Annotated in this window: 22 protein-coding genes; 8 read left to right on the top strand and 14 right to left on the bottom strand. The window is 77.0% G+C overall.

All coding sequences use genetic code 11. The features are described 5' to 3' along the window. Positions 1-68: 68 nt before the first annotated feature. Positions 69-695, bottom strand: a complete 627-nt coding sequence (locus ATM99_RS15485) for a response regulator transcription factor (RefSeq protein WP_046530638.1) — start codon at positions 693-695, stop codon at positions 69-71. Positions 696-779: 84 nt separating this feature from the next. Here ATM99_RS15485 and ATM99_RS15480 point away from each other — a divergent pair, with 84 nt between their 5' ends. Beyond that, entirely contained in the window at positions 780-1,724 is a 945-nt protein-coding gene (locus tag ATM99_RS15480; protein ID WP_082659866.1) for an NAD(P)-dependent oxidoreductase, read from the top strand. A 50-nt stretch (positions 1,725-1,774) separates the two neighbouring features. On the opposite strand, the gene mutM is transcribed toward ATM99_RS15480, so the two are convergent. The 6 genes from mutM to coaD all read right to left on the bottom strand — a co-directional run bounded on the left by mutM (position 1,775) and on the right by coaD (position 5,505). Then, positions 1,775-2,755, bottom strand: a complete 981-nt coding sequence (mutM, locus tag ATM99_RS15475; protein WP_062103753.1) for a bifunctional DNA-formamidopyrimidine glycosylase/DNA-(apurinic or apyrimidinic site) lyase — start codon at positions 2,753-2,755, stop codon at positions 1,775-1,777. Position 2,756: 1 nt separating this feature from the next. Further along, a complete protein-coding gene (rnc, locus tag ATM99_RS15470; RefSeq protein ID WP_062103752.1) occupies positions 2,757-3,530 on the bottom strand; it encodes a ribonuclease III in 774 nt (257 codons plus the stop codon). Positions 3,531-3,576: 46 nt separating this feature from the next. Further along, positions 3,577-3,774 carry a 50S ribosomal protein L32 gene (gene rpmF / locus ATM99_RS15465; RefSeq protein ID WP_046528718.1) on the bottom strand — a complete coding sequence of 66 codons (198 nt, stop codon included), beginning with the start codon at positions 3,772-3,774 and terminating at the stop codon, positions 3,577-3,579. Between the two features lie 2 nt (positions 3,775-3,776). Further along, positions 3,777-4,280 carry a DUF177 domain-containing protein gene (locus ATM99_RS15460; RefSeq protein ID WP_223305170.1) on the bottom strand — a complete coding sequence of 168 codons (504 nt, stop codon included), beginning with the start codon at positions 4,278-4,280 and terminating at the stop codon, positions 3,777-3,779. 227 nt (positions 4,281-4,507) lie between these two features. Further along, positions 4,508-5,014 carry a hypothetical protein gene (locus tag ATM99_RS15455; protein WP_062103750.1) on the bottom strand — a complete coding sequence of 169 codons (507 nt, stop codon included), beginning with the start codon at positions 5,012-5,014 and terminating at the stop codon, positions 4,508-4,510. After that, positions 5,011-5,505, bottom strand: a complete 495-nt coding sequence (coaD, locus tag ATM99_RS15450) for a pantetheine-phosphate adenylyltransferase (RefSeq protein WP_062103749.1) — start codon at positions 5,503-5,505, stop codon at positions 5,011-5,013. Before coaD ends, ATM99_RS15455 begins: the two co-directional genes overlap by 4 nt. 68 nt (positions 5,506-5,573) lie before the next feature. On the opposite strand from coaD, the gene ATM99_RS15445 reads away from it, so the two are divergent. Further along, entirely contained in the window at positions 5,574-6,182 is a 609-nt protein-coding gene (locus tag ATM99_RS15445; protein WP_062103748.1) for a GNAT family N-acetyltransferase, read from the top strand. Positions 6,183-6,243: 61 nt separating this feature from the next. On the opposite strand, the gene rsmD is transcribed toward ATM99_RS15445, so the two are convergent. From rsmD to ATM99_RS15420, 5 genes are read right to left on the bottom strand one after another with little or no spacing between them, the layout of a single operon-like run. Next, entirely contained in the window at positions 6,244-6,819 is a 576-nt protein-coding gene (gene rsmD / locus ATM99_RS15440) for a 16S rRNA (guanine(966)-N(2))-methyltransferase RsmD (protein WP_062103747.1), read from the bottom strand. Continuing rightward, positions 6,816-8,531 carry a DUF6297 family protein gene (locus ATM99_RS15435; RefSeq protein WP_223305168.1) on the bottom strand — a complete coding sequence of 572 codons (1,716 nt, stop codon included), beginning with the start codon at positions 8,529-8,531 and terminating at the stop codon, positions 6,816-6,818. The genes rsmD and ATM99_RS15435 overlap by 4 nt, the downstream gene beginning before the upstream one ends. After that, on the bottom strand, positions 8,528-9,214 hold the full coding sequence (locus tag ATM99_RS15430) for an ABC transporter ATP-binding protein (RefSeq protein WP_062103746.1): 687 nt from the start codon (positions 9,212-9,214) through the stop codon (positions 8,528-8,530). Before ATM99_RS15430 ends, ATM99_RS15435 begins: the two co-directional genes overlap by 4 nt. 13 nt (positions 9,215-9,227) lie before the next feature. Then, positions 9,228-11,465 carry an ATP-dependent DNA helicase RecG gene (locus tag ATM99_RS15425; RefSeq protein WP_062103745.1) on the bottom strand — a complete coding sequence of 746 codons (2,238 nt, stop codon included), beginning with the start codon at positions 11,463-11,465 and terminating at the stop codon, positions 9,228-9,230. A 1-nt stretch (position 11,466) separates the two neighbouring features. Further along, positions 11,467-12,927, bottom strand: a complete 1,461-nt coding sequence (locus ATM99_RS15420) for a DAK2 domain-containing protein (RefSeq protein ID WP_062103744.1) — start codon at positions 12,925-12,927, stop codon at positions 11,467-11,469. 352 nt (positions 12,928-13,279) lie between these two features. On the opposite strand from ATM99_RS15420, the gene rpmB reads away from it, so the two are divergent. From rpmB to ATM99_RS15395, 5 genes are all read left to right on the top strand, one after another. After that, positions 13,280-13,471, top strand: a complete 192-nt coding sequence (gene rpmB / locus ATM99_RS15415; RefSeq protein WP_046528726.1) for a 50S ribosomal protein L28 — start codon at positions 13,280-13,282, stop codon at positions 13,469-13,471. 329 nt (positions 13,472-13,800) lie between these two features. Then, positions 13,801-14,928 carry an esterase family protein gene (locus tag ATM99_RS15410; RefSeq protein ID WP_062103743.1) on the top strand — a complete coding sequence of 376 codons (1,128 nt, stop codon included), beginning with the start codon at positions 13,801-13,803 and terminating at the stop codon, positions 14,926-14,928. Further along, positions 14,925-15,659, top strand: coding sequence for a DUF998 domain-containing protein (locus ATM99_RS15405; protein ID WP_062103742.1), 735 nt, complete (start codon positions 14,925-14,927; stop codon positions 15,657-15,659). The genes ATM99_RS15410 and ATM99_RS15405 overlap by 4 nt, the downstream gene beginning before the upstream one ends. Continuing rightward, complete coding sequence (locus tag ATM99_RS15400; RefSeq protein WP_190278851.1) at positions 15,656-16,360, top strand: alpha/beta fold hydrolase; 705 nt, start codon at positions 15,656-15,658, stop codon at positions 16,358-16,360. Before ATM99_RS15405 ends, ATM99_RS15400 begins: the two co-directional genes overlap by 4 nt. 73 nt (positions 16,361-16,433) lie before the next feature. Then, positions 16,434-16,958, top strand: a complete 525-nt coding sequence (locus ATM99_RS15395; RefSeq protein WP_062103740.1) for a GNAT family N-acetyltransferase — start codon at positions 16,434-16,436, stop codon at positions 16,956-16,958. A 59-nt stretch (positions 16,959-17,017) separates the two neighbouring features. Here ATM99_RS15395 and ATM99_RS15390 read toward each other — a convergent pair whose 3' ends face one another. After that, positions 17,018-17,995, bottom strand: coding sequence for a thiamine-phosphate kinase (locus ATM99_RS15390; RefSeq protein ID WP_062103739.1), 978 nt, complete (start codon positions 17,993-17,995; stop codon positions 17,018-17,020). Between the two features lie 130 nt (positions 17,996-18,125). On the opposite strand from ATM99_RS15390, the gene ATM99_RS15385 reads away from it, so the two are divergent. Next, complete coding sequence (locus ATM99_RS15385) at positions 18,126-18,599, top strand: DUF3515 family protein (RefSeq protein ID WP_062103738.1); 474 nt, start codon at positions 18,126-18,128, stop codon at positions 18,597-18,599. A gap of 22 nt (positions 18,600-18,621) precedes the next feature. Here the strand turns inward: ATM99_RS15385 and ATM99_RS15380 are convergent, their stop codons facing one another. Further along, positions 18,622-19,785, bottom strand: a complete 1,164-nt coding sequence (locus ATM99_RS15380) for a D-alanine--D-alanine ligase family protein (protein WP_062103737.1) — start codon at positions 19,783-19,785, stop codon at positions 18,622-18,624. Positions 19,786-19,947 lie beyond the last annotated feature (162 nt).

Genomic DNA, 19,947 nt, shown 5'->3' with positions numbered 1-19,947 from the left:
GCCGGGCGGTGAGGCCCGGCGCGTCGTGAGGTGGCGGTCGTGAGGTGGCAGCAGGGGTGGCCGGCGGCTCAGTGGCCGGGCTCGGCCCGCCAGCCGGAGTTCTTGCGGGAGGCGACCCACGCGGCGACCTGCGTGCGCCGCTGCAGGCCCATCTTGGCGAGCAGCGACGTGATGTGGTTCTTCACGGTCTTCTCCGCGACCCCGAGCCGCTCCGCGATCTCGCGGTTCGACAGCCCCTCGCCGATGAGGTCGAGCACGCGCAGCTCGCTGGGCGTCAGGCTCTCGGTCGGGTCCTCGTGGCCCGCGCGGCGGCGCGCGACCGTACGGTCGTCGAGCAGCGTGCGACCCGCGGCGACCGCGCGGATCACGTCGGTGATCTCGGCGCCCCGCACGCTCTTGAGCAGGTACGCCGACGCGCCCGCGTCGAGCGCGGCGGCGAGCGCGTCGTCGTCGTCGAACGACGTCAGGACGATCGCACGCGCGGTGGGCAGCGTCTCCTTGACGGCCCGCATGAGGTCGATGCCGGTGCCGTCGGGCAGCTGCAGGTCGACCAGCATGACCTGCGGCCGCACGAGCGTGGCGCGGCGGACGCCGTCGGCGACCGACCCGGCCTCGGCGACGACGGTCATGCCGTCGGTGCGCTCGACGACCTCGGCGATGCCGCGGCGGACGACCTCGTGGTCGTCGACGATCATGACGGAGATGGGTGCCGTGCGGGCGCCCGGACCGGGCGCAGGCGTCGACTGGCTCGTGGCTGACACGATGGCATCGTATCGACCGTGACCACGATCCTCCTCCCCCGTTCCGTCGACGGCGCGCCGCGCGTCCCCCACGGCGTGCGCGTCGTGCCGTACGACGTCGACGCGCCGCCGCCCGCGGACGCCGCGCACGCCGACGCGCTGGTCGTGTGGGGGAACCCCGCCGACCGGCTGCGCGAGCTGGCCGCCGCCGCGCCGCGGCTGCGCTGGGTGCAGACGCTCGCGGCCGGCCCGGACGCGGTCCTCGCGGCCGGTTTCGCGGCCGGGGCCGTCGTCACCAACGGGCGCGGGCTGCACGACGCGACCGTGGCCGAGCACGTGCTCGCGCTCACGCTCGCGTGCGTGCGCCGCGTGCCGGAACTGCTGCGGGCCCAGGCCGAGCACCGGTGGGCGCACGAGCTCGGTGGCCTGCAGCCGCTGCACCCGCCGGGCGAGGTCCGCACGCTCGTGGGTGCGCAGGTCACGGTGTGGGGCTTCGGCTCGATCGCCGCACGCCTGGCGCCGCTGCTCACGGGCCTGGGCGCGCGGGTCACGGGCGTCGCGACCACGGCGGGCGAACGTCACGGGTACCACGTGGTCGCGCCCGAGTCGCTGGCCGAGCTGCTGCCACGCACCGACGTGCTGATCGGCCTGCTGCCCGCGCTCGACGCCACGCGGCACGCGATCGGGGCGCGCGTGCTGGACCTGCTGCCGTCGCGAGCGTGGGTCGTCAACGCCGGGCGCGGCACGACGCTCGACGAGGCGGCGCTCCTGGCGGCCGTCCGCGCCGGGGCCGTCGCGGGGGCGGCGCTCGACGTGTTCGAGACCGAGCCGCTGCCCGCGGGCTCGCCGCTGTGGGACGAGCCGCGCGTGCTGGTCAGCCCGCACGCGGCCGGGGGCCGACCGGTCGGGTGGCAGGACCTCGTCGCGGACAACGTCGCGCGGTTCGTCGCCGGCGAGCCGCTGCGCAACGTGGTGCCCCGCTGACGCCACGGGGCCCGGACGTCGGGACGGGGTGGCACGGCGGACCGCGAGCGTCAGGTGCGTCGCGGACGCGGGCGTGGCTGGCACACCGGGCACGTGAACGACGACCGGTTGGCGAACGCGTCGCGCCGCACGAGCGTGCCGCAGCGCCGGCACGGACGCCCCTCCTGCCCGTAGACCGCGAGCGAGCGGTCGAAGTACCCGGACGCGCCGTTGACGTTGACGTACAGCGCGTCGAAGCTCGTGCCGCCCTGCGCGAGCGCCTCGGTCATCACCTCGGCGGCCGCGTCGAGCAGCCGTCCGACCTCGGTGCGGCGCGCCGTCGCCGTCGGCCGCGCGCCGTGCAGCCGTGCGCGCCACAGCGCCTCGTCCGCGTAGATGTTGCCGACCCCGGACACGAGCGTCTGGTCGAGCAGCGCCCGCTTGAGCTCGGTGCGGCGTGCCCGCACCGCCTCGACGAGCGCCGCGCGGTCCACCGCCGGGTCGAGCAGGTCGCGCGCGATGTGCGCGACGGGCGCCGGGACGACCGCGCGGGCGGACCCGAGCCCGCCGGCCGCACCGTCCGGCGTCGCGACGAGGTCGGGCACCGCGAGGTGCCCGAACGTGCGCTGGTCGACGAAGTCGAGCGCGGAGCCGTCGTCGAGCTCGAGCCGCACACGCAGGTGGGGGTGGTCGACCCAGCCACCGGGCCCCGGGGCCGCGACAGGGTCGGGGCCGCAGAGCTCGCCGGGCGCGTCGGGGTCGACGCGCGCCGCGGGGCCGCGGACCAGGAGCTGCCCGCTCATGCCGAGGTGCGCCAGGAGCGCGTCGTCGCCACGCCCGGGGCCCTCGTCGAGGAGCAGCCACAGGAACTTGCCGCGCCGCACCGCGGCGTCGAGGCGTCGGCCCGTCAGGCGCGCGGCGAAGTCCTTCGGACCGCCCTCGTGCCGGCGCACCGAGTAGTCGCGGTGCACGTGGACGGCCGACACCGTGCGGCCCAGCACATGACGCGCGAGGCCGTCGCGGACGGTCTCGACCTCGGGCAGCTCCGGCACGTCAGCCGGCGTCGGCCGCGCGTGCGTGGTGCGACGTCGATCCGTCCGCCCTCGCGTCGTGCGACGTCGGGTCGTCCGAGGTCGTGCCGTCACGCAGCGCTGTCAGCGTCGCGTACGCCGCCGCGGCGGCCTCCTGCTCGGCGATCTTCTTGGCGCTGCCCACGCCGCTGCCGCGCACCTCGCCGCCCACGACCGCGTGCGCCGTGAACGTGCGGGCGTGGTCAGGGCCCTCGCCCGTCACGTCGTACGACGGCGCTCCCAGGCCCAGCTGGGCCGAGAGCTCCTGCAGCGACGTCTTCCAGTCCAGCCCCGCACCGAGCCCCGCCGCGGCGGCGAGGGTCGGGCTGACGAGCCGGTCGACGAGCTCTCGCGCGGGCTCGAGCCCGTGCGAGAGGTAGACGGCCCCGAAGATCGCCTCGAGCGTGTCGGACAGGATCGAGTCCTTGTCCTTGCCGCCCGTCGCGAGCTCACCCTTGCCGAGCAGCACGTAGCTGCCCAGGTCGAGCTCGCGCGCGACGTGCGCGAGGGCGCGCTGCGACACGGTCGCGGCGCGCATCTTGGCCAGGTCACCCTCGGACTGCGCCGGGTGCGCCCGGTACAGGTGCTCGGTGACGACGAGGCCCAGGACGGTGTCGCCCAGGAACTCGAGGCGCTCGTTGGTCGGGATGCCCCCGGCCTCGTGCGCGAACGACCGGTGCGTCAGGGCGAGCACGAGAAGCTCGGGGTCCAGGTGGACCCCGAGCTTCTCGAGGAGCGACTGCGCTGCCGTGCTCACGCGACGCCGGTGTCGACGGGTGTGCCGGTCATCGTGGCCGCGAAGGTCAGACGGCCTCGTGCTCGCTGCGCACGGCCTCGACGTAGCGACGGCCGTTGTACGCACCGCACGTCGGGCACGCCACGTGCGGCCGCGTCTGCGACTTGCACTGGGGGCAGGTGGTGAGCGTCGTGGCAGTGGTCTTCCACTGCGACCGACGCGCACGGGTGTTGCTGCGCGACATCTTGCGCTTCGGAACCGCCACGGTCAGCTCTCTCTCTTCTCGTCGTCAGAACCCGCCAGGCCGCCGAGGGCCGCCCACCGGGGGTCGATCATGTCGTGCGTGTGGTCCGGGTCGTCCGCGAGCCGTGCACCGCACTGCGAGCACAGGCCCGGGCAGTCCGGCCGGCACAGGGGCCGGAACGGCAGCGTCGGGACGACCGAGTCCCGGAGCGCGGGCTCGAGGTCGACCAGGTCGCCCTCCAGCTCACGCACGTCCTCGTCGTCGTCGTCCCCGCTCGCGACCGCGGCCTGCGCCCGCTCAGGGTAGACGTACAGCTCCTGGATCGGCGCATCGACAGGCTCGACGACCTTCTCCAGGCACCGCACGCACTCCCCGACGGCCTCGCCGCGGATCGAACCGGTGACCAGGACCCCCTCCATGACCGCCTCGAGCCGCAGGTCCAGCTCGAGGTCGCTCCCGGAGGGGATGCCGATCATGCCGCTGCCGAGCTCGTCGGGCGCCGCGACCGTCCGCTGCACCGTCCGCATCGATCCCGGACGTCGGCCGAGCTCGTGTGTCTCGAGCACGAACGGCGAGCGGGGATCGAGGTGGGATGGGCGCACGGTCCGTTCCCCTCGTTCCCGGCCGTGCCCCGCGGGTGCGCGGCACGGCTGTTGTGGCGACATGACTGACTCGGCCCGCGCCCACGACAGGCAGGACCAGCGGACAACTGTACGGCACCCGCGACCCCCGCCCAAACGGCCGGTGCGTCGGGTCAGACCGAGGTGGCCCCGTCGCCGGGTGCGAGCCGGCCGGCGAGCTTGGCGCGGCCGGCCTGCACCTGGGACAGCACCTTGCCCAGGTCGATCTCGAAGTCCGCGAGCCGCCGGTCGCAGTAGTCGTCCGCGTCCCGACGCAGACCCTCGGCGGTCTCCTGCGCCTCCGCGACGATCTGCGCGGCCCGCTCGCGGGCCTGCGCCACGACGCTCTCCTGGTCGACCAGCTCGGCCGCCCGCGCCCGTGCCCGCGCCAGCACCGCGTCGGCGTCCGCCTGGGCCTGGGCCCGCGCCGCGTCGGCGTCCGCGAGCACCTCGTCCGCGCGGTGCAGCTGCGCGGGCAGGGCCGCGCGCACCTCGTCGACCAGCTCCAGCAGCTCGGCGCGGTTGACCAGCACCGACGAGGACATCGGCATGGCGCGCGCCTGCACCACGGCCTGCTCGAGCGCGTCGAGCACGCCGCCGACGCCCTCGACGCGCTCCTGCGTGTCGTCCTGCTCCGTCATCGTCCGTCCTCTCCCCCGGCCGCGAGCGCGCGGCGCACCGCCGCCGCGACCGCCGGCGTCACCATGTCCTCGATCCGTCCACCGTGCCGCGCGACGTCCTTGACCAGCGACGACGCGACGTGCCCGAGCGCCGGGTCGCCGAGCACGAAGACCGTCTCGACCCCCGACAGGTGCCGGTTCATCAGCGCCATCGGGTGCTCGGCGTCGAGGTCCGCACCGCTGCGCAGCCCCTTGACGACAGCGCTCGCACCGACCTCGCGCACGAGGTCGACCAGCAGGCCGCTCGTCGCGACCACGCGCACGCCGTCCAGGTCCGCGAGCGCGTCGACCGCGAGCGCGACCCGCTCGTCGGGCGTCAGCAGCGCCCTCTTGGACGCGTTGTGCGCGACGGCCACGACGACCTCGTCGAACATCGACCGCGCGCGGCGCACGACGTCCGCGTGCCCGAGCGTGATCGGGTCGAAGGACCCCGGGCAGACCGCTGTGCTCACGGACGCCAACCTACGTCACGCACCCGTGGACGACCGCGCGGCGCGTCGGCCGCCGCTAGCGTGGCCGCGTGCCGACCCTGCGCCGCGCGACCGCCGCCGACCTGCCCGCGCTGCGCACGGTGTGCGCGCTCGCCTACCGCACCAACCCGCTGATGCGCTGGGTGCTCCCCGACGACGCGACGCGGGCGGACGCGTGCGCGGCGTGGCTGGGTCCGTCGCTCGAGCGCTACGTCGCGCACGGCCGGGTCGACGTCGCCGTCGGCGGCGGTGCCGTCGTCGGGCTCGCGGCCTGGCGGCCCGCGGGGGTCGTGCTCGTGCAGCCCGGGTCCCCGACGACCCTGCCGAGCCCGGCCGGCGTCCTGCGCGCGCTGGTCGGCGCGGCGCGCGCCGAGCAGGTGCTGACGGCGCTCGGCCGGTCCGCCCCGCTCGCGCCGGAGACGCCCGGCGCGTACCTCAACTACCTCGCCGTGCACCCCGACCACCAGGGTCGCGGTCTCGGGGGCACGCTCCTGCGCGCGGGGCTGGACGCGCTGCGCGGTCCCGCGGCGGGCACGTCGTGGCTCGCGACGAGCGACCCGCGCAACCTCGCCTTCTACGCGCGGCACGGGTGCACGAGGGCCGGTGCGGTGGACCTCGCGCCGGACGGGCCGACGCTCACTGTCCTGCACGTGCGCTGACGTCACCGCCGGGCGCCGGCCCGACCGCTGCCGACGACCCGCCGCGGAGCCGCGACGCCCGTCAGACCGGGCGCTCGGCGAACCACACCCGGGTCTCGCCGTAGCGACGGTCGTCGATCGCATCGAGCGGCGCGGGCCAGGTCGGGGCCGAGGCGCGCGTGGACCGCTCGACCACCACGACCGCACCGGGCGCGACGCAGCGCGCGACACCGTCGACGGCCACCTGCAGCACGTCGTCCGCCAGGTCGTAGGGCGGGTCGAGCAGCACGAGGTCGAACGCTCCCGCGGGTTCCGGCGCGTCGGCGGGGGCGAGGCGCGCGAGGTACCGGTCGACCCGGTCGGCGACGACGTCGACGCGGTCCGCCAGCCCGAGCGACCGGGCGTTGCGGCGGCAGGCGTCGACCGCGACGCGCGCGCTGTCGACCAGCACGGCGCTGCGGGCACCGCGGCTGACGGCCTCGAACCCCAGGGCACCCGAACCCGCGAAGAGGTCGAGCACGCGCGCGTCCTCGACCGCGTCGAGGTGCTCGAGCCGCGAGAACAGCGCCTCACGGACGCGTTCGCTGGTCGGTCGCGTGCCCGACGACGGCACCACGAGCGTGCGCCCGCCCGCCGTGCCGGCGACGACGCGCGTCATGCGCCGGCCTTCTTGCGCTCGTCCTGCTCCTCCATCATGCGCTCGAGCCACCCCTTGTCGTGCACCGAGGAGCCGATGAGCACGGCGACGGTCGAGAGCACGACCTGCGCCGTCACCATGACCGTGGTGACCGTGTGGAGGCCGATCGCGATCCACAGCGGGAGGAGGCAGAACGCGATGAGGTCCGGGCCGCGGGCGACGACCTGCAGCACGCCCGTCGGCAGGGCGCCCGCGGGCGTCGCCACCAGCGGCTTGTCCCAGCTCGGTGCGGGCCGGTACGCGGCGCGCACGGCCGCCGCCGCCCACACGGGCACCGCCGCGAGCCCCAGCAGGACCCAGTCGAGGGGCGCGCCGGCCCAGATCCCCACCGCTCCCAGCGCGACGACCGTCCAGAGCAGCACCGCGACGCCCGGCACGACCATCCGCAACCGACGCACGGTGCGCGCCTCGAGCGGCAGCAGCCGGTCGACGACCGGCGCCATCTCGGCCCACCGGGCGCCCTCGGCGCTCGCGCTCGCGGCCATCCATCCCCCGACGAGCACCGCGAGGAGCACCCCGACCGTGCTGGCCAGCTGCGGGACGACCGTCGCGAGCACCGGCAGCCCGGCGGCGACGACGAGCTGCACGACGTGCCGCAGGGAGCGTCGCAGCACCACGAGATCGGCCGTGACGAGCGCGGTCGCGGGTCCGCGCGCGGTCCGCAGGCGCGAGACGCGGCGGTGCGACGACGCGGCCGCACCGCCCGTGAGCGCGCGGCCCAGCTCGCGCGAGTCGAGCGAGACGACGGCGCCGACGGCCTGCGTCGCGGCCGAGCCCCCCTCGCGCAGCGTGCGGCCGGGCAGCGCACCGAGCCGCGCGTCCACCAGCGCCGCCAGCAGCCCTGCCACGACCGCGGCGACGACGACGACGCCCCACGACGGCGCGGGCAGCGCGGTGGGCGTCCGCCCGGTGAGGACGAGCGCGACGGCCACGACCGGCGCCGCGACGAGCACGAGGTCGCCGGCCACGGCGGTGCGACGACGCGGCACGCCGCGGGACTGCGCGACCGCCGCGAGCAGCACCACGACGGCCGCGACGAGCGCACCGAGCAACCCCGCGCGCACCAGGGTGGCGCCGCTCGACGCGAGCAGGCCCGCCTCGAGCACGACGACGACCGCGGCGCCCGCGAGCGCGGCGACCACCGGGCCACGCGCGGCCGCCGGGCGCAGCAGGCCGCGACGGTCCACGGGCAGCGCGAGCCACCAGGCGGCCTGCGGACCCTCGGCACCGACGGGGCCGAGGCGCCCGGCGGTGGACAGCAGGGCACCGACCGCGGCGAGCAGCAGGACCGCGACCAGCGCCGGCAGGCTCAGGCCGCCGGGCGCGTGCACGGGCGGCGCCGGGGGCAGGGCCTCGCCGAGCTGCTGGACCACGCCCAGCACGATGAGCACCGAGATGACCACGCTCGTGACGGCCGTGTAGACGTCCGTGAGGAGCGAGCCGACGCTCGCCCCCGCACGGGCGCGCGCGGCGCGCGCCGTGAAGCGACGGATCGAGCGGGCCGACGGCACCTCACCGAGCTCGAAGTCGCCGACGCGCGGGTCGTCGTCGAGGTCGTGGGGCCCGAGGTCCGCAGGGGCCGGGCCGTCGTCGTCCACGTCGGCGGCGCCGAGGTCCACGGTCCGCGGGTCGGCGTCGCCGCGCGCGTCCCCGGGCTCACGGACCGAGGTCACAGCGCGACCCGCGCGATGCGGTCGGCGGCCTCGGCGGCGGACAGCACGACCGACGCGTGGTCGTCCACCAGCACGGCCTGCGTGCACACCGCGGCGACGAGGTCGGGGTCGTGCGTCGCGATCAGCACCGCACCGCCCGCCTCGCGCTCGGCCCGCAGCCGGTCGGCCAGACGGGCACGCATGCGCTGGTCGAGCCGCTGCTCGGGCTCGTCGAGGACCAGCAGCGAGCGGGGCCGCGCGAAGCCCGCAGCGAGCAGCAGGCGCCGACGCTGGCCGGAGGACAGCGACACGGGCGTCGCGCGCGCGTGGTCGGCCAGCCCAAACTCCTCGAGCAGCACGTCGACCTCCTGCTGCGCGCCCATGACGCCGTGCCCGCGCGCCGTGAGGTACAGGTGCTCGGCGACCGTGAGGGCCGGGAAGTACGCGTCGTCGTCGAGCACGGCGGACACCTCGCGACGGAACTGCACGTCGCGCTCGTCGACCGGGCGCCCGAGCACCTCGACCGAGCCGCCGACCGGTGTCAGCAGGCCGATGACGGTCTTGAGGACCGTCGACTTGCCGGAGCCGTTGGCGCCCACGAGCGCGACCGCACGCCCCTCGCCGAGGGTGAACGACACGGGGGCGCACACGGGTGCCTCCCCGTAGCCGACCTGCAGGTTGCGCGCGCGCACCACGGGAGCCATGGCGCCAGGGTAGTCACGCGCGATCGAGGAACTCCTCACGCTCCCCCGTGAGCGACTCCTCGATCGCCTCGCGCAGCGACGGCCACGGCGCGAGGTCGACGTCCTGCTCGACCAGCGCGCGCGCGTCGGTCCGCGCGCGCTCGATGACCGTGGCGTCGCGCGTCACGCGCAGCAGGCGCAACGAGCTGGAGCTGCCGTGCTGGGCGGCGCCCAGCACGTCGCCCTCGTGCCGCAGCTCGAGGTCGAGCGCCGCGAGCTCGAAGCCGTCGGTCGTGCTCGCGAGGGTCTCGAGGCGGGTGTGCGCGTCGGTCCCGGGCTCGGCCGCGCTGACGAGCAGGCACAGCCCCGGGCGGGTCCCACGGCCGAGCCGGCCGCGCAGCTGGTGCAGCTGCGACAGGCCGAACCTGTCGGCGTCGAGCACGACCATCACCGTCGCGTCGGGCACGTCGACGCCGACCTCGATCACGGTGGTCGACACGAGGACGGGCGCGGCACCCGAGGCGAAGTCCGCGAACGCGCGCTCCTTGTCGTCCGCGGGCATCCGGCCGTGCAGCACGCCGATCCCGAGGTGCGCCAGGTCGGGGCGCTCGCGCAGCTCGCGCGCGACGTCGACCACGGCGCGCAGCGGCCGGCGAGCGTCCTCGGCGGGGACGTCGGCGTCGACGAGCAGGTCGGCACCGTCCTCGTCCGCCGCACGCGCGGCCTCGCCCGCGTCGTCGTCGCCGTCGATCCGTGGGCACACGACGTAGGCGCGCCCGCCGCCGTCGACCTCCTCGCGCACGCGCTGCCACGTGCGGTCGGTCCAGCGCGGGTTGTCGGCGGGCACGACGTGCGTCGTGATGCCCTGCCTCCCCGCGGGGAGCTGGTCGAGCACCGACGTCTCGAGATCGCCGAAGACGGTCATCGCGACGGTCCGCGGGATGGGGGTCGCGGTCATCACGAGCGTGTGTGGCGTGCGCGCGGCCTTGGCGCGCAGCGCGTCGCGCTGCTCGACCCCGAACCGGTGCTGCTCGTCGACGACGACCAGACCGAGGTCCGCGAACTGCACGTGCTCCGACAGCAGCGCGTGCGTGCCGACGACGATGCCCGCGGCGCCGCTCGCGGCGTCGAGCATCGCCTCGCGGCGCGCGGCGGTGGGCAGCGAGCCGGTGAGCAGCACGACCCGGGTCGCGTCGTTCGCACCGCCGAGGAAGCCGCCCTCGGCGAGGTCCCCCAGCAGCCCGCGCAGCGTCCGGGCGTGCTGGGTCGCCAGGACCTCGGTGGGCGCGAGCAGCGCGGCCTGCCCGCCCGCGTCGACCACCTGGAGCATCGCGCGCAGCGCGACCACGGTCTTGCCCGAGCCGACCTCGCCCTGCAGGAGCCGCTGCATGGGACGCGCCGCCGCGAGCTCGGCGGCGATCTCCTCGCCGACCGCCCGCTGCCCGGCGGTCAGCGTGAACGGCAGGCGCGCGTCGAACGCGTCGAGCAGGCCGCCGGCCCGGGGCGGGCGCGCGACGGCCTCGGTGAGCGCGACCCGCGCTCGGCGGCGCGCGAGCTCGGCCTGCAGCACGAGCGCCTCCTCGTACCGCAGCCGCGCGCGACCGCGGCGCCACTGCGCCTCGTCGTGGGGCACGTGCACGAGGCGCAGCGCCTCCAGGAGCGTGGGCAGGCCGTCGCGCTCGCGCAGGTGGTCCGGCACGGGGTCGGGCACGTCCTCCTCGCGCAGCGGGTCCAGGACCGTGCGCACGGCCTGCCCGATCTTCGTGGAGTCGAAGCCGGCGACCGCCGGGTACACCGGGATCGGCCGCTCGGCCTCGAGCAGCGCCTCGTCCTCGTCGTCGTCGTCGCCACCGAACAGCCGGCACTCGGGCTGCGTGAGCTGCAGCGTGTCGCGGTACACCGACACCGTCCCCCAGAACAGGCCGCGCCGACCCGGGCGGAGCTGGCCCTTGCGCCACTCGAGCTTGTGCACGTTGGACGCGAAGAACGTCAGCTCCAGCCGGTGCGTGCCGTCGGTGATCGTGGCCTGCAGCAGACCCCGCCCCTGCGACGTCGGGCGCGCCGAGCTGCGCACCACCTCGGCCACGACCGTGACGTGCTCACCCACCTGCAGGCTCGCGATGTCGGTGAGCGTCCCGGGCTCGGCGTACCGGCGCGGGTAGTGGCGCAGCAGGTCACCGGTCGTGGTCAGGCCCAGCTTGGCCAGCGGCTTGGCGGTGCGCGCCCCGAACTTCTTGGCGAGCGGGACGTCGAGCGGGTCGGCGGCGATCACGTCAGTCGACCCCCACCCACCACGCGTCGCCGCGGGCGGGCCCCGTGACGACGACCTCGAGGTCCGCGTACGCGCCCGCGACGGCGGCCGCGACGGTCGCAGCCGCGCGCTCGTCGACCTCCTCGCCGTGCACGAGCGTGACGGCCTGCGCGCCCGGGACCGCCGCGAGGAGGCGCGCGACGAGGCCGGGCACCGCCTCGTGCGCGTCCGTCGTCGCCGCGGCCAGGCGGTGCAGCGCCGCGCGGGCCGCTCCCGGGTCCGCCGCGTCGTCCGCGACGAGCGCGAGGCACGCCACCACGGCCGGCCCGTCGCCCGTGGCGGCGACGACGTCCAGGTCACCCGGGACGGGCGCGCCGGTCCCCGCGTCGACGACCACGGCGCGACCCGTCCGGGTGTCCCGCGCCGCGCGCACGACCTCGTCGACGCCCGGCGCGTCCCCGACGAGCGTCACCGCACCGCACGTCGCGAACCACGCGGCCAGCCCGGGCGACGGCGTGAGCACGACGAGCCCGCGCGCCGTCGGCGGCGGCTCCTCGATCCGGCGGACGACCACCTGGCTGCGCGCCGCGGCGGCGACCGTGGCGAGCGCCGCGGCGGGGCGGTCGGTGTGGACGTGCGCGTGCAGCAGCCCCCCCGCGTCGGCGACGGCGACCGCGTCGCCGACGGCCTGCAGCGCCGTGGCGAGCCGTGCCCCCGCGACGTCCCGCACGAGCATCATCACCTCGAACGCGCCGCCGGATCCCGACGCGCAGCCCGCGAGCACGTCGGGGCCGACCTGCGGGAGCCACGCGAGGTCGACCGCGGACGCGTCCCGGCCGCGGAGGGCGGCGACGAGCGCGTCGAGGACGACGAGCAGGCCGCAGGCTCCCGCGTCGACCACGCGCGCGGCACGCAGCACGTCGTGCCCCGCGCTGGTCCGGCGCAGGTCGTCGCGCGCGGCGTCCACGGCCTGCGCGAGGAGGTCGGCCGCCGCTCCTGCCGCGGTGCGGCCCGCACGCACGGTGCGCGCGACGTCCCGCGCGACGGTCAGCACCGTGCCCTCCTGCGGGTCGGGGACCGCGGTCACGGCCGCGTCGGCGGCCGCGGTCAGCGCGCACGCCAGGCGGTCCGGGTCGACCTGCTCGGCTCCCCCCGCCGCGTCGGCGGCGCCCAGGCCGTGCGCCAGGCCGACGAGCCACTGGCTCAGGATCACGCCCGAGTTCCCTCGGGCCGCACGCGCGGCTCCGTGCGCGAACGCCGTGACCGCCTCGTGCCACGGCGCGGCGGCGGGCAGGCCGTCGAGGGCTGCCGCACCACCCGCGACCGTGAGGGCGACGTTCGAGCCCGTGTCGCCGTCGGGGACGGGGAAGACGTTGACCGCGTCGATGCGCTCCCGCGCGGCCGCGCAGGCGGCGACGGCCGTGGCGGCCCAGCCGCGCACGAGCCCGGCGTCCAGGCGGACCTGCCGCGTCCCGACGTCCACCCGTTCCTCCTGTCCGTCCGACCTGTCCGCACGACCCGTCCGTCCGACCCGTCAGGACGACCTGCCCGGACGACCTGCCCGTGCGACGGCCCGGCCGGGGTACGGTCCTGCGACGGCCCACGCCGTCCGTCGGCCGCCCACTGTGCCGCACCGGACCCACATTTGGGTGCTGTCTCGACCGTGAGGTAGTCTTGCCCGGTTGCCCGGACCACCTCCGGGCGCCCCACAGACCTTCCGATGCACCGTCGTGCGGTCCGAGCCCTCCGGGGTCCGGTCCGCAGCCGTGTGCGCGGGACGTGCACGACACGGGGCCGCTCCGTCGGCCCGACAGAATCAGAACCAGGAGAAGACCGTGGCTGCCAACTGCGACGTCTGCGCCAAGCGCCCGAGCTTCGGGCACAGCATCTCGCACTCGCACGTGCGCACGAAGCGGCGCTGGAACCCGAACATCCAGCGCGTGCGCGTCGTCGTCGCGGGGACGCCCAAGCGTCTCAACGTCTGCACGTCGTGCCTCAAGGCCGGCAAGGTGCAGCGCGCGGTCTGACGCACCGCCGGGTCGCACCGCGTGCGTCCCGGCACCCGTGACACCCGAAGGCCCGCGAGCGTGCTCGCGGGCCTTCGTGCTGCCCGCGCACGACGTCGCCCGGTCGGGGAAGGCACCCACGTACGACCAGGGGCTGACGAGCACCCTCCCCGAGGCCGACGACAGCAGCCCTCCCGCCGCGGTTGACTCGGACGCACCCCACCCCGTGCGCGCCGCACACCGCGCGCACGGGTCCCGACGTCCGGCGGAGCGATGCGCACGAGAGCCACCCGGCCCACCCCTCGGCGGTCCGAGCCCGCCGCGAGCCGCGACCGTCCCCCGACGGACGCATGAGCCCGGACGCACCGATCGAGGTCCCCGCGACGCTGGCGACCCACGCCACGGGCGACGTCGTGCTGGGCTCGCCGCTCCCGGTGTGCCTCGCGCTGGCCCTCGCCCTCGCGCTCCTCCTCGCCGCTCGCCGCGCACGCCGGCGAGCGCCGACCCGGCGCGCGACCACCGCGCCGCTCGCGGGCGCGACGCTGCTCGTCGTCCTCGCGGCGGCGCTCGCGGTGAACCTGTGGGTCGGCTACCTGCCGTCCGTGCAGGCTGCGCACCGGTGGGTGCAGACCCGCACGTGGTCGCCGCACGACACGACCTCCGACCCGCCCCCGGCCCGGCACCCGCACGCCGCGACCGACCGGCGCGGCCGAGCCTTCCCCGTGACCATCCCGTCCACGAGCCCCGGCGTGCCGGACTCCCCCGCGTGGGTGTACCTCCCGCCGGGGTACGACCGCCCCGGCAGCATCGCGCGGTTCCCGGTCGTCTACACGCTGCACGGCGCACCCGGGACCGCGGCGGACTGGTTCGCCGGCGGGCAGGCCGACGCCACGGTCGACGCCCTCGTGACCGGTGGCCACCTGCCGCCCGTGATCGTCGTGTCGCCGGACCTCAACGCGGGTGCCTCCCCCGCCGACCGCGAACCGGTCGACGTGCCCGGCGGTCCGCAGCTCGCGACGTACCTGCGGACCGACGTCGTCGCGTGGGCCGACGCGACGCTGCGCACCCGCGCCGAGCCGGCCGGGCGGGTCGTGCTGGGGATGTCGGCGGGGTCTCTCGGCGCGCTGAGCACGGGCCTGGCCCACCCCGACGTCTTCGGCGGCGTCGTGGCGCTCATGCCGTACGCCGCACCCGACACGCCTGCCGTGCGCGCCGACCCGCGCGCGGTCGACGCCGCGACGCCGACGACGGTCCTGGGCGCGCGCGGCGCGGCGCCCGCGCAGCCGGTCTTCCTCGGCGTGCCGGGGGCCGAGTCGCCCGCCGCGGGTCGGGTGCTGGAGCGCGCGCTGCGCGCGGCGGGGCAGCCGACGACCCTGCGCGTCTACCCCGGCCTCGACCACACCTGGGTCGGGGCCCGCACGATGCTGCCGTACGGCCTCGTCTGGTCGGCCGCGCAGCTGGGGTGGGAGGCGACATGAGCCCGCCCGCGCCGACCCGCGGCACGCACCCGGCCGTGCTGCAGGCGGTCCACGTCCTGCTGGTGCTCGCCGCCGTCGCGTACGCGGGCGTGACGTGGGAGCTCGCGGCCGGGTTCCCGCTCGACCCGGTGCGCTCGTACCTGTCCGAGAACGCGGCCCGCGGTCAGCCGCTGCGGGCGCTGTTCGTCGCCACCGACACCCTGGCCGGCGGACTCGCCGCGCTGGCCGGGGCGGCGCTGCTGCGGGTACGCCGCGCGGTGCCGCCGACGGCCCGGCGGTGGGTCGCGGTCGTGTCCGTCGCGCTCGTCGTGACCGGCGCCGCGACCGTCGTCGACGCGTTCAACCCCATGGCGTGCGCACCGTCCGCGGACTCCCGCTGCGCGGCGGCCGAGGCCGCGCGGACCCTGGGCGTGCAGCACACCGTCCACGAGGTGGCGAGCAGCGTGGTCTCGCTCGCGGTCGTGACGACCTGCGTCGGGGCACTGGCCCTCGCGCGGCGCACCGCCGGTCGCGGGCGCACCCGTGCGGCGTGGTGCGCGCTCGCGCCGGCCGCCACGCTCGTGACGAGCGCGGTCGTCGGCGCCATCGCGGTCGCCTCGACGCTGGGGGCCGCGACGCCGCCCGTCGGGCTGTGGCAGCGCGCGCAGACGCTCGGCGTGTGCGCGACGTTCGTCGTGCTGGTGCCGTTGCTGCGGGCCGTGCGGGACGCCGCCCGACGGGAGGAGCCGTGAGCGTGGCCGTCGAGCGGTGGCTCGCCCTGCCGGGCCTGGGGTGCCCGCCGTCGACCTTCGACGGCGTCCGGACCCTGCTCCCGGCGTCCGTGCACCTCGACGTGCGCGACCGGCACCTGACCGCGAGCGTCGAGGACCTGCTCGCGGACGGGCCCGTCGACGGCGTGGTCGGGCACTCGCTCGGCGGGCTGCTGGCCCTCGAGGCGGCGCTGCGCGAGCCCGAGCGCGTGGGACGCGTCGTGCTGCTCGACCCGACACGCCCGCACGAGCAGGGGCCCGCGGGCCCCGTCCGCGCGGCGGCGCTCGCGACGGCGCGGGCGGCGACCCGAGCACCCGGCGCTGAGGTCCTCGCGTCGGCCGTCGACCGGGCGGCCGCGCGCTGGTGGCGGCGGCGCGGCGTCACGTCGACCGGTGACGCGGCGCCCGGGACGGCCGGGTGGCGCAGCCTCCTCGACGAGCTCGACGCCGGGTGGGACCGCGCCGCGCGCGTCGACGCCCTGCTCACCGCCGGGCCGCCCCGGGTACCGGTCGTCCTGGCCGTCCCGGAGCGTCACGGTCGGCGCGAGCAGCGCGCAGACGTGCTGCTCGCGCGCCGCACCGCGGCGCGGCTGGTGCGGGTCGCACGCACCGGGCACCTCGTGCCGTGCGACCGGCCCGACGCGGTGGCCGAGCTGCTCGTCGGCGGGCCGGAGCCCGCGTGAGCGGCGGGGCCCGGTCGGCACCGGTGCGTCAGCCACCCTTCTGGCACGCGGAGCCGTGTGGCAGGGTGGTCGCATGGTCGAGCAGATCGACGAGGTGACCATCCGGCCGGCGACCACCGACGACGCCGTCGGCATCGCCGGCGTGCACGTGCGGTCCTGGCAGGAGGCGTACGCCGGCATCGTCCCCGACGACTACCTGCGTGCGCTCGACCCCGCCGCACGCGCGCGGCGGTGGGCGCAGCAGCTGGCCGAGGGCCCCGCGGACCACGTCCGCACGATCGTCGCCGAGTCCGCCGGACGGCTCCTCGGCTTCGCGTCGTACGGCCCGGCCCGCGACGAGGACGCGCGCCGCGGCGAGCGCGAGATCTACTCGATCTACCTCGACCCCGGCACGTGGGGCCACGGCGTCGCGCGCGACCTCATGCGCACGACCCTCTCCGAGCTCGGCGACGGCACGCCCGTCTCGCTGTGGGTGCTGGCCGACAACGCGCGCGCCCGGCACTTCTACCGCCGCCACGGCTTCTCGCCCGACGGCGTCGAGCGGCTCGAGAACCTCGGCGGGGCCGACCTGCTCGAGGTGCGGTACCGCCGCGGCTGACGTCGGCAGCCGTCGGCACCGTCGACGTCGGTCGACGGCGCTCCCGGGCGCCGGCGGCGTCAGTCGCCGAAGTGGTCCCAGCCCGACCCCGCGACGCGCGGCGCCTCGCCCGCGACGCGGACCAGCTCGTCGCCCCGCGACGTCACGACGCCGATGCGACGGAACGGGTGCGGCAGCGGCGTGCCGGCCGGGAACGTCGCGAGCAGGCCGTGGTCCTCACCGCCCGTCAGGAGCCACTGCTCGACGTCGACGCCGAGCGCGTCACCCGCGGCGCGCAGGCGTCGCGCGTCGTCGTCGAACGCGAGCAGGACGTCGTCGAGGTCGAGCGTGACGCCGCTCGCGCGGGCCAGGCGCCGCGCGTCGCGCAGCAGACCGTCGGAGACGTCGAGCATCGCCGTCGCCCCGGCACGCGCCGCGGCGGGGCCGGCCTCGAGCTCGGGCTCGGGCGAGCGGTGGTCGGCCACCAGCCCAGGGTCGAGCTCGGGCGTCCCGGCGTCGAGCAGCGCGAGCCCGGCCGCCGACCACCCGCAGCGGCCCGCGTGGGCGACGACGTCCCCGGCGCGCGCGCCGCTGCGGCGCACCGCGTCGCGCCCCTCAAGGTCGCCGTGCGCGGTGATCGACACCATCACGACGGGCCCGGAGGACAGGTCGCCGCCCACGACGCCCACGTCGAGCGGACGGCACGCGTCGCCCAGCCCTCGGGCGAGCCCCTCGACCCACGAGACGGGCGTCGCCCCGGGCACGACCAGCCCCACGACCAGCGCGACGGGACGGGCACCCATCGCGGCGACGTCGGCGAGGTTCTGCATCGCGGCGCGTCGGCCCACGTCCTGGCCCGACGACCACCGCCGGCGGAAGTGCACGTCCTCGACGAGCACGTCGCACGTCACGACGTACCGGCCGTCGGGCGCGACCACGACGGCCGCGTCGTCGCCCGGCGGGACGAGCGTGCGCGACCCGACGGGCAGGTGCGGGAAGATCCGGTCGAGCAGGTCCTGCTCGGCGAGGTCGGCGACGACGGGACTCTCGGCAGGCACGCGCCCACGCTAGACCGTTCCGCGCGGACCCGCGGCCACGTCCGCCGGGGTCCACGACGGCCGGCCGGCCGGGGCGGACCACGCGCGGGCACCGTGCGGGGCGCCCGCGCGGGCCGGGTAGCGTGGCGGCGTGCTCCCGCGTCCCGTCCTGCCCGTGACCGCCGCGGTCGCGGGTGCGCTGCTCCTCGCGTCGTGCGCCGCGACCGTCCCCGTGAAGGCCGCCGAGCACGCCACGGACCCCGTGTGCGCGTCGGTCGTCCTCGCGATGCCCGACTCGCTCGGCGACGGCCTGGACCAGGTGCCGACCGACGCGCAGGCCACGACCGCCTGGGGCGAGGTCGGCTCCGCGGTGGTGCTGCGCTGCGGCGTCGAGCCGCTGGGCCCCACCACCGAGCGCTGCGAGTCCGTGACGACGCCCAACGGCCCCACGATCGACTGGGTCGTGGTCGAGGCCGACGGCGACTGGACGTTCACGACGTACGGGCGCGTACCGGCCGTCGAGGTGCGCGTGCCGGGCTCGGTCGCGCAGACCCGCTCGACGTCGTTCCTCGACCGGATCGGCCCGGCGGTGGCACGGACCGAGCAGCAGCGGCAGTGCCTGTGACGCCCTCCCGGGGCGGACGGGCTCAGCGCAGCCCGGTGGGCCGCTCGAGCGCGAGCGCGACCAGCTCGTCGACCAGCGTCGGGTAGTCGACCCCGCTGGCCTGCCACATCCGCGGGTACATCGAGTACGGCGTGAACCCGGGCATCGTGTTGATCTCGTTGACGACGACCTCGCCGTCGGCCGTGACGAACACGTCGACCCGGGCGATGCCCTCGCAGCCGACGGCCTCGAACGCGCGCACGGCCGCGTCCTGCACGCGCTCGACGACGTCCTGCGGCAGGTCGGCGGGGCACGACAGCGTGACACCGGTCTGGTCGAGGTACTTGGCCGCGAAGTCGTAGAACGTGTGGTCGGCCTCGGCAACGACGACCTCGCCCGGCAGCGACGCGCGGGGGGCGGCGCCCGATCGTCCGCCGAGGACGCCGCACTCGATCTCGCGACCCACGATCGCCGCCTCGACGACGACCTTGGGGTCGTGCTCGCGCGCGGCCGCGACCGCGGCGGGCAGGTCGGCGGCGTCGTCGACGCGCGTGATGCCCAGGCTCGAGCCGGCGCGCGCGGGCTTGACGAAGACCGGCAGCCCGAGGTCGTCGACGATCGCGCCGAGCGTCGCGGCGTCCGGCGCGACGCCCGCGGGGACCACGCGGAAGGGCCCGACGCGCAGACCCGACCCGGCGAGCACGAGCTTCATCATGTGCTTGTCCATGCCGACGGCCGAGGCGAGCACGCCCGACCCGACGTACCGCACGTCGGCCAGCTCGAGCAGCCCCTGCAGCGTGCCGTCCTCGCCGAACGGGCCGTGCAGCAGCGGGAACACGACGTCGACCGCGCCGAGCGGGGCCCCGAGCCGGCCGTCGTGCAGCACCTGGACGTCGCGCTCGGCGGTGCCCTGGGGCAGCAGGACGCGCGTCGCGGTGTCCTCGACCTCGGGCAGGCGGCCGTCGCGGATCGCCCACCGGTCCGGGTCGTCGTCCGCGAGCACCCACTCGCCGCGGCGCGTGATGCCCACGGCGACGACGTCGTAGCGGTCCCGGTCGAGCGCGCGCAGCACGCCGCTCGCCGTGGCGCAGCTGATCGCGTGCTCGCCCGACCGCCCGCCGAAGAGCACCATCACACGGGGTCGTGCACCGACGGCACGGGCGCGGCCGTCGTCGGCGGCGGCTGGGGGCGTGGTCGAGGCGTCCATCGCGCACCGACCCTACCCCCGAGGCGAGCGCGGCACCCGGCGCACCGGGCGGCCCGGTCCGTCGGGGCCCGCGCCCGCACGCGCCGGCGCTCCCGCACCGTGGGCGGCCTCGCCGTGCGGTGCCGGCGCTCGCGTAGCCTGCCCGGGTGACCACCCCGGCGC

This window comes from Cellulomonas sp. B6 (assembly GCF_001462455.1).
Taxonomy (GTDB): Bacteria; Actinomycetota; Actinomycetes; order Actinomycetales; family Cellulomonadaceae; genus Cellulomonas.
The sequence above is the reverse complement of the archived record's forward strand: the minus strand, read 5'-3'. Positions and strand labels throughout refer to the sequence as shown.